At 70.5% G+C, this 13,773-nt stretch carries 11 protein-coding genes; 2 read left to right on the top strand and 9 right to left on the bottom strand.

Annotation, left to right across the window (positions count from 1 at the left end; translation table 11 throughout):
- Positions 1 to 28 precede the first annotated feature (28 nt).
- From ACGFRG_RS02570 to ACGFRG_RS02555, 4 genes are all read right to left on the bottom strand, one after another.
- Positions 29 to 1,012: an SMP-30/gluconolactonase/LRE family protein gene (locus ACGFRG_RS02570; RefSeq protein WP_393260581.1), complete on the bottom strand. Its 984-nt coding sequence runs from the start codon at positions 1,010 to 1,012 to the stop codon at positions 29 to 31.
- 129 nt (positions 1,013 to 1,141) lie between these two features.
- Positions 1,142 to 1,693, bottom strand: coding sequence for a hypothetical protein (locus tag ACGFRG_RS02565; RefSeq protein ID WP_393260579.1), 552 nt, complete (start codon positions 1,691 to 1,693; stop codon positions 1,142 to 1,144).
- Positions 1,683 to 2,246: a hypothetical protein gene (locus ACGFRG_RS02560; RefSeq protein ID WP_361417351.1), complete on the bottom strand. Its 564-nt coding sequence runs from the start codon at positions 2,244 to 2,246 to the stop codon at positions 1,683 to 1,685. The genes ACGFRG_RS02565 and ACGFRG_RS02560 overlap by 11 nt, the downstream gene beginning before the upstream one ends.
- A 233-nt stretch (positions 2,247 to 2,479) precedes the next feature.
- Positions 2,480 to 4,105 carry an alpha/beta hydrolase gene (locus tag ACGFRG_RS02555; protein WP_393260576.1) on the bottom strand — a complete coding sequence of 542 codons (1,626 nt, stop codon included), beginning with the start codon at positions 4,103 to 4,105 and terminating at the stop codon, positions 2,480 to 2,482.
- A 512-nt stretch (positions 4,106 to 4,617) separates the two neighbouring features.
- On the opposite strand from ACGFRG_RS02555, the gene rox reads away from it, so the two are divergent.
- Entirely contained in the window at positions 4,618 to 6,042 is a 1,425-nt protein-coding gene (rox, locus tag ACGFRG_RS02550) for a rifampin monooxygenase (RefSeq protein WP_393260823.1), read from the top strand.
- Positions 6,043 to 6,080: 38 nt separating this feature from the next.
- Here the strand turns inward: rox and ACGFRG_RS02545 are convergent, their stop codons facing one another.
- The gene (locus ACGFRG_RS02545) at positions 6,081 to 7,112 is read right to left on the bottom strand and encodes a saccharopine dehydrogenase family protein (protein ID WP_393260574.1); all 1,032 of its coding nucleotides are present in this window, start codon (positions 7,110 to 7,112) and stop codon (positions 6,081 to 6,083) included.
- Between the two features lie 134 nt (positions 7,113 to 7,246).
- Between ACGFRG_RS02545 and ACGFRG_RS02540 the strand changes: the two genes are divergently transcribed.
- Positions 7,247 to 8,197 (top strand): helix-turn-helix domain-containing protein, encoded by a 951-nt coding sequence (locus tag ACGFRG_RS02540; RefSeq protein WP_393260572.1) that lies wholly within the window; start codon positions 7,247 to 7,249, stop codon positions 8,195 to 8,197.
- A gap of 26 nt (positions 8,198 to 8,223) precedes the next feature.
- Here the strand turns inward: ACGFRG_RS02540 and ACGFRG_RS02535 are convergent, their stop codons facing one another.
- The 4 genes from ACGFRG_RS02535 to ACGFRG_RS02520 form a co-directional block, all read right to left on the bottom strand.
- Complete coding sequence (locus tag ACGFRG_RS02535; protein ID WP_361417339.1) at positions 8,224 to 9,294, bottom strand: lanthionine synthetase C family protein; 1,071 nt, start codon at positions 9,292 to 9,294, stop codon at positions 8,224 to 8,226.
- Positions 9,295 to 9,375: 81 nt separating this feature from the next.
- A complete protein-coding gene (locus ACGFRG_RS02530; RefSeq protein WP_361417336.1) occupies positions 9,376 to 9,504 on the bottom strand; it encodes a hypothetical protein in 129 nt (42 codons plus the stop codon).
- 5 nt (positions 9,505 to 9,509) lie between these two features.
- Complete coding sequence (gene lanL, locus ACGFRG_RS02525; protein ID WP_393260569.1) at positions 9,510 to 12,191, bottom strand: class IV lanthionine synthetase LanL; 2,682 nt, start codon at positions 12,189 to 12,191, stop codon at positions 9,510 to 9,512.
- A gap of 45 nt (positions 12,192 to 12,236) precedes the next feature.
- Complete coding sequence (locus ACGFRG_RS02520; RefSeq protein WP_393260820.1) at positions 12,237 to 13,490, bottom strand: serine hydrolase domain-containing protein; 1,254 nt, start codon at positions 13,488 to 13,490, stop codon at positions 12,237 to 12,239.
- Positions 13,491 to 13,773: the final 283 nt, after the last annotated feature.

The following is a 13,773-nucleotide window of genomic DNA, read 5'->3' as shown; positions in this document are numbered from 1 at the left end:
TGTCACCCCGTGGCCTCACCCCGCGCGTTCACAGATCGCACCAGGCGATGGTCCCCTCCACCAGACTCCCGATGACCAGCCGCCCGTCGTACTCGGCCACCGAAGTCGCCATACGGTACTGGCGCCCCCGCACCCGCAGTTCGCGGATCACCCGGCCGTCGACGTCGACCTCGGCCACGCGCGCGGCGCGGGGTGGCGGGGCCGGCAGGCGGCGGGCCGTGGCGGCCGCCGCCCGGCGTACCGGAAGCGACGCCCGGTGCAGCCACTCCAGGGGCGGCATGCGCGGCCCGGCGAGCGCGGCCCAGAAGCCCCCGCTGGGACTCCGTGACAGGTTGTCGGGAAAGCCGGGCAGGTCGGCGGTCAGGGTGTCGCGCCGACCGGCGTCGGGGCCGGTCAGCCACAGCCGGGTGAGCCGCCACGCCCCGGTCTCCGCCACCACGACGTACGACTCGTCGGGTGCGAGAGCCGCCCCGTTCGCGAACTGGAGCCCGTCGAGGAGCACTTCGGGTTCACCTCCGGGCGCCAGCCGCACGAGCAGGCCCGTGGGGTCGTGCTCGACGATGTCGGACAGCCAGTCGTCCAGGCCGTAACGGCGGCTGGAGACGGTGAAGTAGACCGTGCCGTCCGAGGCCGCCACCGCGTTGCTGCAGAACCGCAGGGGTGCCCCGGCCACCGAGTCGGCCAGCACCTCGATGCCGTGGTCGCCGCTGTCCGGGTCGAGCCGGAGCAGTCCGAGCTGCGCGTCGCAGACCAACAGCCGTCCGTCGGGCAGGACTTCGAGCCCAAGGGGGTGCCCTCCCGTCCGGCCGACTTCCCGTACGAGGGCGGGCTGGTCGGGGCGGTCCCGCGAGGGCAGCTCGATCCGCAGGATGCGGCCGTCGGCGACGCCGGTCAGCACTCGTCCGGAGTGGTCGAAGACGACGTCCTCGGGGCCTGTCCCGTCGAGTGCGACCAGGTGGAGGGGCGGGAGCGGGGCGTGGGCCGCCGGGTTGGTGCCCGGGGCGCGGCTCACGCGGTGTCCCGCGTGGGGCGGATTCGTGGACGACGACGCATCTCTTCAGCGTAGGGAAGGGCTGCGCCGACGGCGATGGTTGTGGCCACAGTGGCTGGATGGTGTGCGGGGGAGGGGCGATCAGGCCATTCACAGGATCGCGAAGTACAGCAGTATGGGAATGACGGTGATGAGCCCGGTCGCGGCCGACGTCCAGACGAGCCAGGTCAGAGGAACGCTGTTCAGCTTCGTGGACCTGTGCGGCGGGTCGGCCTCCTCGGCGAGTCGCAACCCCTGTGTGTCACTGGTCCACCGATGTCCCTGGGTGTCCGAGAAGGCGAGGCTCGGCGCGACTTGGGGGGCGGTGGCCGTCGGCTGTGCGTCGAGGGGAGCGAGCGTTTCGGGGAGGGGTACGCGCTGCTGGTCCCAGGGAGCCAGCTCGGGGAGTTCGCACAGCTCCGAGTCCTGATAGCGGACGACGACGTCGCTGATCCGCTCGGTCGCCCGATTGTCGATCACGCAGAGCGCGGTCATATCGGCCGCCCCCACCGGGGACGTGAGATACGCGATCACTTCGCCGGCCCGGATACGGGCCGCCAGGAGCTTGCTCCGGCGGGCGGCGACGCGTGCCAGTAGCAGGGAGAACATGGCCGAGGCGCCGCTGGTTAACACCACTACGACGGTGACGGATTCAGCGTCCATGACTACCTGCCGATTGGTTGGGGGAGCCGGGTGCTTCCCGCGTCTTCCAGTTGTCGACGAAGCTGATGATTCCGAAAGTCAGGAAGCCGAGCAGAACGAGCGAGGCCAGACCGCCGCCGACCCATTTGCTCACTCTGGTCATCCCCAGAGGGTTCTTGTGCGGCACGTAGTCATGGACGGTGCGGGGAGGGTCGATGGCCTTGCGTACGCGCTCTGCCACATGATGTTTGTGCCAGACCCTTCCCTGACCGTCCTTGAAAATGATTCCCACGGGATAGCTCGTGAACCCTGGATCAATCCGGCGAAGTGTCAGATCTTCTTCCTCATGGCGGGTTCCGGCATTGATCACGCTGATCGGATGCTGTGGACGCCAGCGCGGCTGCACGACGATTACGTCATGGATCGCGTTCTGCGACTGGTTTATGATGACGTACTTGAGGTGGCAATATCCCGCAGGAGTGCCTGGCGCGCTTGCCGCCAGTTCGGCGCACGCGCTGATCCCCGCGATGTAACTCTGTTCCTGCGTCGCTCTGGTCCCCTTGTATATCTCCACGACGAATGGAACGACTGCGCCCACTGCGACGGCGAAGACTGATATGAGTAGCGCCCCCATCCTTCGGTAGTGTAGAGACGGAAGGGGAGACCCGCAGGGTTTCGGCCACCTTCCTTCAGGGATAACGATTCTTCGGAAATAAAGACGGCTCCGGACGCCCCATAAGAGGCATCCGGAGCCGAGGCGTATCTATGGGCACGCCTTGCCCGTCGTGCAGTTGACTGACCGTTGGGTCAGCGGAGTACGCCGTGGACGGCCTCGGGGTCGGTGGGCGGGAGGGGAGTGGCGGCGGTGTGCTTGGCGGTGAGGGCGGGCGACGGGGTCACGTAGACCGGGGTGGGGTCGGATTCCGGGGCGCAGGTCTTGGCGATGCGGCCCTTGCCCTTGGGGAGGCTGCCGTCGCGGAGGTAGGAGGTGAAGGTGTCGTCGAGGCAGGCGTTGCCGTGGAAGAGGATCTCGTGGAAGCTGCCGCCGTTCTGGACGACCAGCTTCGAGCCGGGCAGCGCGGCGTGCATGGCGAGCCCGCCCTCGTACGGGGTGGCGGCGTCCTCGGTGGCCTGGAAGAGCAGCACGGGCGGCAGGCCCTTGCCGGTGATCTTCATCCGGCCCCCCTGGTTGCCCTGGTAGGGCCAGAACATGCAGGCGGCGTTGTACCACATGTTGTTGTACGTGTAGAAGGGTGCCTCGGCGTTGACCTTGGCCTGGTCCTTCTTCCAGAACTCCCAGTCGCGCGGCCAGGCGTTCTCGGTGCACTGGGCCGCGTTGTACGCCGGGAAGGTGCCGTCGTCCGAGCCGGGTGCCGCGTACTTGTTGTAGGCGATGTTCAGCGGCTGGGTGTCGTGCTGGGTGAGGTAGGCGGAGAGCACGGTGGCCATCCGGGGCCAGCGCAGGAAGTTGTACCCACCGCCGTAGAAGGTGTCCTCGAACTCGGCCGGGCCGATCTTGCCGGGGGCCGGGGCGGCGGCCACGGGGTTGGTCCGCAGGGCCGACTCGACCTGGTCGTACGCCTTCTTGACCGCCGCGGCGTCCTTGCCGAGGTGGTAGACCGAATCGGCCTTGGCCGTCCAGGCCGCGAAGGCGTCGAAACGCCGCTGGTGTTCCTTGTCCTGCAGGATGTTGTGGTCGTACCAGCTGATGGTGGGGCCGACGATGCTGTCCAGCACCATCCGCCGTACGTGTGAGGGGAAGAGCTGGCCGTAGGTGGAGCCCAGTGAGGTGCCCCAGGAGCCGCCATAGAAGTTGATCTTCGGTGTGCCGAGCGCCCGGCGGATGCTGTCCATGTCGCGTGCGCTGTCGACCGTGGTCATGTGCGGCAGCAGCCAGGACCAGTCGGCGGCGCAGTCGGCGGCGTATCCGGCGGCCTTGCCCAGCCACGCCTTCGAAGTGCCCTGGCTCACCTGGTAGTCGGGCCGCGCGCCGTCGAAGTAGTGGGCGTCGCAGACGACATGGGGCTCGCTGGCGTTGGTGCCGCGCGGGTCGAAGCCGATCCAGTCGTACGTCGAGGCGACGTCCTGCGGTATCTGCCCCGCGATGTACGCGGGCATCCAGAGCCCTGAGTCGCCGGGGCCACCGGGGTTGAGCAGGATCGGGCCCTGCTGCTTGTCCTTGGGCGCGGTGGCGGGGAGTCGGTTCACCTTGATCTTGATCTTGCGACCCTGGGGATGGGCGTAGTCCACCGGCACTTCGAGCATCGCGCACTGCAGCGCGGGCGTGGTGGTGTCGTTGCAGGAGCTCCAGGCGAGCTTCCCCTGCCCGGTGTCCTCATGGGAGGCGACGGCGCCGGACGCGGTGCCGGCGGACACTCCGGAGAGGGCTGCGACGGCTGCTGCGGCCGAGAGCAGGGCGATGATTTTTCTCATGGAGAGCATGATGTGACATGTGCAATGTTACAGCCAGAGTGCTGACTGGACGTTATCAAGCTGTGACTGGAGGGGTGTGAGGGCGTCGGGGCCTTGGACCCGGGTGGCCGTTGAACTCACGGTGCCCGGCGGTCATTTGGGGCCACCAGGGCGGATCTTCCCAATCGGCCGAGTCCACCCTCATTGCGTCGCTGACCAAGCGGCCGTGGGATGTAGTGGTCGTCGGAGGCGGTATCCGTAACCTGATCCGCCGTCATGCGCCCCAGGCCGCCGTCGCGTTCAACACCAGTGGCGGTGACAGCGTCGAGGCGGCGCAGCGCTGGCTCTGAGGTGAGCTGAGCTTCGCGAAGGGGGCCTTCCCGTCGCGGTGGGCCGCACAAAGACAAAGGCAAGGAGGGATAACCACTCCTTGCCACTCTTAACTTATAGCGCACTGGGGGGCTTGCCGCAAGGCCCCGGTGGTGGCGCACAATCACCGCCTGAAGCCAGAACCTGCGGAAATGGGATTTGTGATGATCGACGTGATCGTGGCCGGCGGCGGACCGACCGGGTTGATGCTGGCCGCCGAGTTGCGGCTGCACGGGGTGCACGTGGTCGTACTGGAGAGGGACGCGGAGCCGACCACGATCGTTCGCGCGCTCGGCATGCACGCGCGCAGCATCGAGGTGATGGACCAGCGCGGTCTGCTGGACCGGTTCCTCGCACTCGGCACGCGGTACCCGGTCGCCGGCTTCTTCGCCGGCATCCGGAAGCCCGCGCCGGAGTTGGACAGCGCGCATCCGTACGTCCTCGGCATCCCGCAGCCCGTCACCGACCGCCTGCTGGCCGAGCACGCCACCGAGCTCGGCGCCGAGATCCGCCGCGGCTGCGAAGTGGTCGGGCTGAGCCAGGACGACGACGGGGTGACCGTCGAGCTGACGGACGGCACACGGCTGCGCTCGCGCTACCTCGTCGGCTGTGACGGCGGCCGCAGCACCGTGCGCAAGCTGCTCGGCGTCGGCTTCCCCGGCGAGCCCAGCAGGGTCGACACGCTCCTGGGCGAGATGGAGCTGACCGCGTCGCAGGAGACGCTGACGGCCGTGATGGACGAGGTCCGCAAGACGCAGATCCGGTTCGGCGCCATGCCGCTCGGGGACGGGGTGTACCGCGTCGTCGTGCCCGCCGAGGGGGTGGCCGAGGACCGCGCGGTCCCGCCGACCCTCGAAGAGGTCAGGCAGCAGCTGCTGGCGATCGCGGGCACCGACTTCGGCGTGCACTCACCGCGCTGGCTCTCCCGCTTCGGCGACGCCACCCGTCAGGCCGAGCGCTACCGTGCCGGCCGGGTGCTGCTGGCGGGCGACGCGGCGCACATCCACCCGCCGATGGGCGGGCAAGGGCTCAACCTCGGCGTCCAGGACGCGTTCAACCTCGGCTGGAAGCTGGCCGCGGAGGTGGCCGGCTGGGCACCGGAGGGGTTGCTGGACAGCTACCACTCCGAGCGCCACCCGGTGGCCGCCGACGTGCTGGAGAACACCCGCGCGCAGATGCAGCTGACGTCCCTTGAGCCCGGTGCCCAGGCGGTGCGCCGACTGGTGTCGGAACTGATGGACTTCGACGAGGTCAACCGCTATCTGACCGAGAAGATCATCGCGATCGGGATCCGCTACGACTTCGGCGAGGGGCATGAACTGCTCGGCCGGCGGATGCGGGACGTGGGGCTGAAGCAGGGACGCCTCTACGAGCGGATGCACGCCGGCCGAGGGCTGCTGCTCGACCAGACCGGCCGCCTCTCGGTGGCGGGCTGGGCGGACCGCGTCGACCACGTCGTCGACACCAGCGAGGAACTGGACGTCCCCGCGGTGCTGCTGCGGCCGGACGGCCATGTGGCGTGGGTCGGTGAGGACCAGCAGGATCTGCTCGCACAGCTGCCGACCTGGTTCGGCGCCGCCACCGGCTGACGCGCGGTCGCGGCCCGCGAAGGCCACCGGACCGTCGGCTACTGACGCACCTCCACGGAAATGTGCGGGGCCAGCGCGCGGAGGAAGTCGAGGGCGTCGAACATCTCGCCCGCCGAGGCGACCCCGAGCGCGCGGGTCCGGCCCGCCAGGACGCGGGCGACCGCTTCCACCGCGAGCGGTGCGGAGACCGCGTAGATGTCCTGGCCGGTGGCCACGGCACGGCGTTCGGCGCCGCCGGAGCGTACGACGACGTCGACGAGGAAGGTCTGGGCGGAACGGCCCTGGTTGTCGACCGCACTGGGCGCAGGCGTGTCCGGGGCCGTCAGGTCCCGGACCGCCTCCGTCGTCATATAGCTGTGCACCTCGGGGATGGACAGGTGGCGGGGGATGGTGACGGCGTCGGCCATGGTGAACTCACCGAGGACGGACCGCGTGCCCATCGGCTCCGGGAAGGCCCACTTCAGGGTGGGCCGGGGGTCGTTGTGGTACTCCAGCTTCCCGTTCGTGTAGCGGACGTGTCGGCCCTTGCGCCGCTCGCCGGAGACCGTGCCCGCGGCACGCGTGCCCTTCGTGGGGTGCCAGCCGCTCAGGCCGTACGCGATGTGCGCCTCGTCGGCCGAGGTCCAGTCGCCCATCGCGGCGGTGGCCAGCAGGTCGCCGAGGCCGCCGTAGAAGGCCATCGCGGGGACGATGACCGTTCCGGCCTCGCGGGCGCGGTCCGCGAAGTGCGCGAACGTATCGACGTTGGCCTCGATCTCGGCCGCCACATCGACGTACGGGATCCCCGCGCGCAGGGCTGCCTCGATCACCGGGACGGCCGTCCTGACGAAGGGCCCGGCGCAGTTGATCACGGCCGCCGCACTGGCCAGTGCGCGGTCGAGCGCGGCCGGATCGTCGACCGAGGCCGGTCGGGCCTCAAGGCCGGGGTGGGACTCCGCCAGCGCCTGCAACTTCCGGGCGTCGCGGCCGACGAGGACCGGGACGAACCCGCGATCCCGCAGCTCTGCCACCACGAACCGGCCGGTGTGCCCGTACGCGCCGTAAACCGCCACGATCTGCCCCGATGCCATGACTCTCTCCCCGTGCTCGCGAACTCGACTTGCTCGACTGATGACTCGATCCGTTTGATCGACTACGGCCATCCTGGCGGGGCGAGTACCCCGCCGCCAGTGTCCGGAACGACATGCCACGTACAATTACGGACATGGACACTGTCGCGCTGGCCGTCACCGACGGGATGCTGCACTTCGAACTCTCCCTGGCGTACGAGGTCTTCGGCGCCGCCCCGGACGCCGTGTCCGTTCCCTGGTACGACGTGGAGGTCTGCGGGGCGGACGCCGTGCGCGTCGGCCGGTTCACGCTGGAGCCCGACCACGGGCTCGACCGGCTGCGGCACGCCGACACCGTGATCGTCCCCGGCTGGGCGGACGTCGATGTGGACCCGCCCGCCGACCTGGTCGACGCGGTGCGCGCGGCCCACGAGGCGGGTGCGCGCGTGGCTTCCCTGTGCACGGGCGCGTTCGTACTGGCCGCGGCCGGCCTGCTGGACGGGCGGCGCGCGACCACGCACTGGGCGCACACCGAGGAGCTGGCCGCCCGCTTCCCGGAGGTGGAGGTCGACCCGGACGTGCTCTATGTGGACAACGGCAGCGTCCTCACCTCCGCCGGCAAGGCCGCCGCCATGGACCTGTGCCTGCACCTCGTCCGCCTCGACCACGGCTCGTCGGTCGCCAACATCGTCGCTCGCCGTCTGGTCGTGCCGCCGCACCGGGACGGCGGCCAGGCCCAGTTCGTCACCACGCCCGTGCCCTCCCCGGACAACCACCCGCTCGCCGGACTGTTCCCCTGGGTGCTGGAACGGCTCGACCAGCCGTTGACCGTGGAGGACCTGGCCCGCCAGGCACGGATGAGCTCGCGCCACCTGGGCCGCCACTTCCGTGCGACCACCGGCACCACCCCACTGCAATGGCTGCTCACCCAACGGATCCGCCGCGCCCAGGAGTTGCTGGAGACCGGTGACGACAGCGTCGACGCCATCGCGACAGCCACCGGCATGGGCACCGCCACCACACTGCGCCGACACTTCAACCGAACCGTCGGCGTGCCCCCGGACACCTACCGCCGTACCTTCCGCTCGCGGCCCCGCAGCTCCTGATCGAGCCGTACGCGCCGCGTTGAGCGTCACGCCAGGAGCAGGGCCCGGTCCCAGGTGGGTTCGATGTCGGTCGCCGCCGCGAGCAGGGCCAGCGTTACGCCTGCGGCTCCGTCGAGGAATCCGGGCTCGGTCGGACGTAAGCGCGTACTCGCCAACTCGCATGCGAATGCGGCCAGTTCAGGGTCGCGGGTGTCGTGGGCGAACCGTGTGGTGATGTGGAGCAGGCCCGCCATGCCGTGGCAGAGGCCGGGATCCTGGTCGACGCGGCGCATCTCGGGCGGCCGTCGGCAGGCCGCTTTGACGGCTCTCACCGCGAGGTCGCACAACGCCGTCTCATCGAGCGCCGTGCCCGCCAGCCACAGGGCACGGGCCGTCCCCGTACCTCCCCGGCACCAGGAGGCGCGTACGGGGTGGTGGTTCGTGCCGGGCCAGGTGGGACCCCAGGGATCGGTGGTGCACCGGGCGGTGAGTGCCCCGGCCAGTCGCCGTACGGCCTCGCGCTGGCCGGGCACGGCGACGCCTTCGCGCAGGGCGAGCGAGAGCAGGGCGAGCGGTCCGGCCGACCCGTGTGCCATGCCGGATTCGGGCGGGTGCCCGCCCCTGGAGAGCGTGGTGAGCACCTGTCGCAGTGCTGTGTCCGCCGCGGGCTCGTGGCGCTCGCCCAGCAGGTACGCGCCTGCTCCGGCCAGCCCGTAGATGACGTCGACGGCGTGTTCGGGTGGCTCGTCGCCGAGTGCCCGGGCTCGCTCCAGCGTTTCCTCGACGACGCGTTCGCGAACGGTCGGCAGGTCGTACGAGAGCACCTGCGCGGCGAAGGCCAGCCCGGCGGCGCCGCCGAAGAGGCCGGGCGAGGCGCCGATCCGCCGGTACCCCTCGGCTGCCGCGGCGAGGTAGCCCTCGGCCAGAGTGTGCGAACCCCGGCCGGGCAGACAGCGGTCCAACTGGTGGTAGGCGAGCGCCAGTCCCGCGCCGCCGGCGGCGAGATGGGGCCGGACGGAGCGCGGCACGCGGTGGGGTCGCGCGGTGGACAGGACGTGGTCGAGGACGGCGGCGGACTCGGGTGCGGGCAGCACGGGCGTCCACGGTCCGCCGGTCATGTGCCGCCCCCTGCTGCCCGGGCTCCGTGCGGCCGCACCAGGCGGTCCGGCCACACGGAACGGTTCCCGCGGATGCCCACGTCACGGCGAGCAGCGCGGCGGATCCGTGCACTGACCGCTCGTATGGTCGGTGTCACAGCACATCGCGGGCTCCAGCGCCTCCTCGTCCGTCTCGGGCAACTCCTGGAGCTCAAGGACCGTGTCCTCCATGGTTCTCACCTCCTTCCGGTCTCCGGGTGGGTGTGGGTGTGGTCGGGTAGTCGGGGGTCCACGGTCCAGGCGCGGTCGCCGCCGTGTTTGAGGCGCAGCAGCAGGTCCAGGGCTCCGGCCAGGCCCACCTGATAGCTGACGCAGAAGTCGCGCAGAGTGTCGTCCGGGACGATCAGCCGACCGTCCCGGAGCGCGGCCCGTGCGTGGAGGCAGAAGGCGGCCTCGGCGGCCCGGACACGATAGGTGTCGTCGCCGGTCAACTCGGCCAAGTCGATGAGGAGTTGAGCGTTTCCGGCCACTCCGTGGCAGGTGCCGGTGCCCTGGCGCCAGCGGTCCCGGTGAGCGGTGCGCGCGGCGAGTTCGGCGTACTCGCGAAAGCGCGGCTCGCCGGTCGTCTGCCACAGCCGGACGAGGGCGGTGCCGATACCGGAGGCGCCGTGGCACCAGAAGTCGAGACCCGTACGTTCCGCGCGGCCTGGCCCCTTGGGCCAGACGGCGATGTCGTCCCGGCGCTCGGCGACGGCGCACAGCGCATGGCCGCCGCCGAGCGCGATGTCCACGAGCTCCGGGCGATCGAGGTCCCGTCCGGCGGCGAGCAGGAAGGCGGCGTTCCCGGCGACACCGTGCCCGAAGCCGTACGAGCCCGATCCCGCGAGCTCGCGGCGGTGCGGCGGGCCGAGCGGCCATTCGACTCCGCCGTCGGCCTGCGTCAGCAGGCGCAGCACCCCGTCCGCGCAGACGGAGGCCCGCTCGGCGAAACGTCCGTCGCCGGTGGTGTGCCACAGGTGCAACTGGGCGAGCCCGGCGCCGGACAGGCCGTGGCAGATGTCGGGGTTGGTCGTGTCGAGGGGGATGCCGAGGGCGTATTGCCCTGCCCGGGTGGCGAGTTCGGGGTCATTGAGGGTGCGGGCCGCGTCGTGCAGGGCCCATGCGGTGCCGGAGCGGCCGAAGTAGAGGCCGGGGAGGACGCGGCCGGGCCGGGAGAGCTGTTCGTCGAGCCAGCGGGCCGTGGTCCGCAGCAGCGGTTCGAGGGCCGGGGCCTCGCCCGTACGTACGGCTCTGTCGAGGACGGCCACCACACCCGCCGCCCCCTGCTGGAGGTTGCACGGGTCGCCTTGCGGTAACGACCGGGGTCTGGGCCACAGGTGTACGGCGGCGGGGTCGGCCGTCGCCGCGACCCAGGCCAGCCCGTCGTGCAGCAGGCGGTCGAGTGCGGTGCCGGTGAGGGCGGGGCCCGGTGACGCCGTCGGAGTGGTCGGCTCCGCCCGGAGAAACGCCGCCGCCTTCTCCAGCGGCCAGCGGTCCGGCGCGTCGGCGGTGAGACCCAGCACGAGCGGGGCGAGGGAACCGAGGGCCGGGCAGTCCGGGGCGGCGGCCTCCACGATCGCCGTCAGTCGCTCGCCTGGTGGGCGTGCGGGCGAGGTGTCGGGGGCGAGCAGCGGGTTGAAGCCGGTGGTGGCATGGAGCAGGGTGGCGCCGAGGCCGAAGCAGTCGACCTCGGGGCCGGGCGCGGGCCCGTAGTCCGTACCGGAGAGGTATTCGGGCGCGGTGAAGCCCTGGGTGCCCATGACATGGGCCGTGCTGTCGGCGCGTACCGCGCATTCCAGATCGACGAGGACGGGCGTGCCGTCGGGGCGTACGACGACGTTGGTCGGTTTGAGGTCGCGCAGCACGAACCCGGCCGCGTGCACCTCGCCGACCAGACGTAAGAGGTCCCGTGCGAGCTGCCATGCCACCGGGACCGGAAGACGGCCGCCCGCGCGCAGTGCGCAGTCCGCCGACCACTGGCGCAGGTTGTCCCCGTCGATCAGCTCCTCGGCGAGGAAAACATGCCCACCTGCCTCGAACACCTCGTGCGGAGCCGGGGTGATGCCGAGCGGTGCCAACCGCGCCAGTACGTCGGCCTCGTAGCGCAGCCAGTGCCGGGCGTCGGTCCCGTCGGGCAGCGCACCGACGTGGGGACGGGCCTCTTTGAGGAGTACGTCCCGGCCGGTGCGGCGGTCGTGCGCACGGTAGACCCCGCCACGGTTGGAGAAGCGGATCGCCTCCCGGACCCGGTAGCGGTCCGCGAGGAGTACGGAGCCTGTGGTGCGGGCGCGTGCGGGCGTGCCGAACGGTGACCGGGCCCAGGCGGGCGGCGAGAACCACGGGTTGCGCTCGTCCGCGACGAGCGTCCCGTCCGGCGCCTGGAGCCGCCCCCGGTAGAAGCCCTCGTCGTCGAGCTCGCGCGGCGCCGAAAAACAGCCGTAACGACAGTGGACCAGGCTGCCCGGACGATACCGCCGGTCCGAGAGGATCGCCGGACCGGCGAGACCGTCGGTGGCCCGGTCCAACTCCTCGGCGAGAAGGTGAAGTTGACGGTCGTCCGCGGGATACGCGGTGATGAACTTGCCGGAGTGCGCCCGCGCCGCCCGTACGCCGTTGAGATCGGCGGTGACGCGCGGCGACACCGCGAACTTGAACGCGCAGCCGTGCGCCACCAGGACGCCCGCTGCCCGCTCCAGCACCTCGTGGGCGGAGGCGACGGTCGCCGAGACATGGAGCTTCCATCCCTGCCTGCGGGAGCGGTGGCCGGGCGGCGTGACCATGCACCAGGTTTCGCCGTCCCGCATCGCCCACGAGGGGCGTTCGGCGCCGAGAATCCGTGCCGCGATCGACTGGTAGCTCACCTCGTGGCTCGCCGTCACGCGGTCATCGTGGCACGGCTCACCGCAGCGCGGAAGGTCGCGTCGTCAGCTCTTGGTCGGTGAGGCCGAGGGCTGGGATGTGGACTGGGACGACGGTTGCGACGACGGCTGGGACGACGGCTGGGACGGGGGCGAGGTCGTCTGGCGGGGCTCGATGACCGGGATGTTGTACACGTGCCCGGGGGTCACGATGCGGGTGATCGCCTGGCCGAAGAGGGTGCTGGGTTCCGTCTTGTTCTGCAGGACGTCGGTGTTGAGGACGACCGAGAGCGAGGCCTTCGACTCCGGCAGGTAGATGGCCAGGGACTCGTAGCCCGGCAGTGAGCCGTTGTGTCCGATCCAGCCCTGGATGTTGAAGATGCCCAGACCGTAGCTCGCGCCCGGAATCGGCGTCGGGATGGTCTTGAGGCGCTCGGCCTGCGTTTTGGCCGACAGCAGGGTGCCGGTGGCGAGGGTTGGGGCCCAACTGTGCAGGTCCGACAGGGTGGAGACCATCGCTCCGGCCGCCCACGCCCAAGAGGGGTTCCAGTCCGTGGTGTCCTCGATCTTTCCGGACAGGGTCTGGTTGCTGTAGCCGCGGGCGTGCGGGCTGGGGAACTCGGTGCCGGTCGGGAGGAGGGTGTGGGACAGCCCGGCCGGCTTCACGACCTTCTGCGCGATGAACTCGTTCAACGGCATACCGCCGGCCTTCTCCACCACCAGGCCGAGCAGGATCAGGTTGGTGTTGCTGTACTCGAAGTCCTGACCGGGCTGGAACTGCACCGGGTGTTTGAAGGCGTAGTCCAGCAACTGCTGTGGTGTGAAGGGCCGCTTCGGGTCGGAGAGCAATGCCTTGTCGAAACCGGGGTCCTCGGAGTAGTTGAACAGCCCGCTGCGCATGTCCGCCAGATCCCGCAGCTTGATCTTGTCCCCGTTGGGGACTCCGGGGATGTATTTCGAGATCGGATCGTCCAGACCCACCTTGCCCTGGTCGACCAGTTCGAGCAGGGCGGTCACGGTGAAGGTCTTGGTCTCGCTGCCGATGCGCATGTTCAGATTCGGTGTCATGGGGGCGCGGCTCGTCTTGTCGGCGACACCGAAGGCCTTGACGTAGCTCCCCTTGCCGGGTGCCGACAGACTGACCATCACGCCGGGTATGTCGGCCTCGCGCATGACCTGCTGGATGGCGGCGTCCAGACGCGCGGCGACGGCCGGGCTGAGCTCGGGGAAGCCGGTGCCGCTGGACGTCGACGCGGAGGGGGATACCGGCGGCGTCGTGACGCCGTAGGCGCTTCCCGCGGACATCGGCACGGCCAGCATCGCGGCCGCCGCCACCCCCACACACGCCTTGCGCCACTGAATCTGTGAATACCTCACGGGCAGGCCTCCTGCCGGACGAGAACGTCCGGAAGACTGCATCCGGACGAGGACATCACTCCCGTTCCACGCTAGGTCGGCCGCGCCGCCCGCGCATGGCGGCGCCCGGGTTGCGGGTCCCGTGAGACCGTGCTGGAGCGCTCCACGTGGGGCGCGGTGCGGGTCCGGGGGCTCGGCTCGCCACCCGCGCAACGCCTGGTGACCATGGAGTACGGGACCCGTCCGA

The organism is Streptomyces sp. NPDC048696 (genome assembly GCF_043198895.1).
Lineage (GTDB): Bacteria > Actinomycetota > Actinomycetes > Streptomycetales > Streptomycetaceae > Streptomyces.
This window is presented reverse-complemented; position numbering and strand designations above follow the sequence as displayed.

Bases quoted from the DNA above. Each gene is read 5' to 3' on its own strand.
- ACGFRG_RS02565 (WP_393260579.1), bottom strand. From the start codon at position 1,693: ATGGACGCTGAATCCGTCACCGTCGTAGTGGTGTTAACCAGCGGCGCC.
- ACGFRG_RS02555 (WP_393260576.1), bottom strand. From the start codon at position 4,105: ATGAGAAAAATCATCGCCCTGCTCTCGGCCGCAGCAGCCGTCGCAGCC.
- rox (WP_393260823.1), top strand. From the start codon at position 4,618: ATGATCGACGTGATCGTGGCCGGCGGCGGACCGACCGGGTTGATGCTG.
- ACGFRG_RS02545 (WP_393260574.1), bottom strand. From the start codon at position 7,112: ATGGCATCGGGGCAGATCGTGGCGGTTTACGGCGCGTACGGGCACACC.
- ACGFRG_RS02540 (WP_393260572.1), top strand. From the start codon at position 7,247: ATGGACACTGTCGCGCTGGCCGTCACCGACGGGATGCTGCACTTCGAA.
- ACGFRG_RS02535 (WP_361417339.1), bottom strand. From the start codon at position 9,294: ATGACCGGCGGACCGTGGACGCCCGTGCTGCCCGCACCCGAGTCCGCC.
- ACGFRG_RS02530 (WP_361417336.1), bottom strand. From the start codon at position 9,504: ATGGAGGACACGGTCCTTGAGCTCCAGGAGTTGCCCGAGACGGACGAG.
- ACGFRG_RS02520 (WP_393260820.1), bottom strand. From the start codon at position 13,490: ATGCTGGCCGTGCCGATGTCCGCGGGAAGCGCCTACGGCGTCACGACG.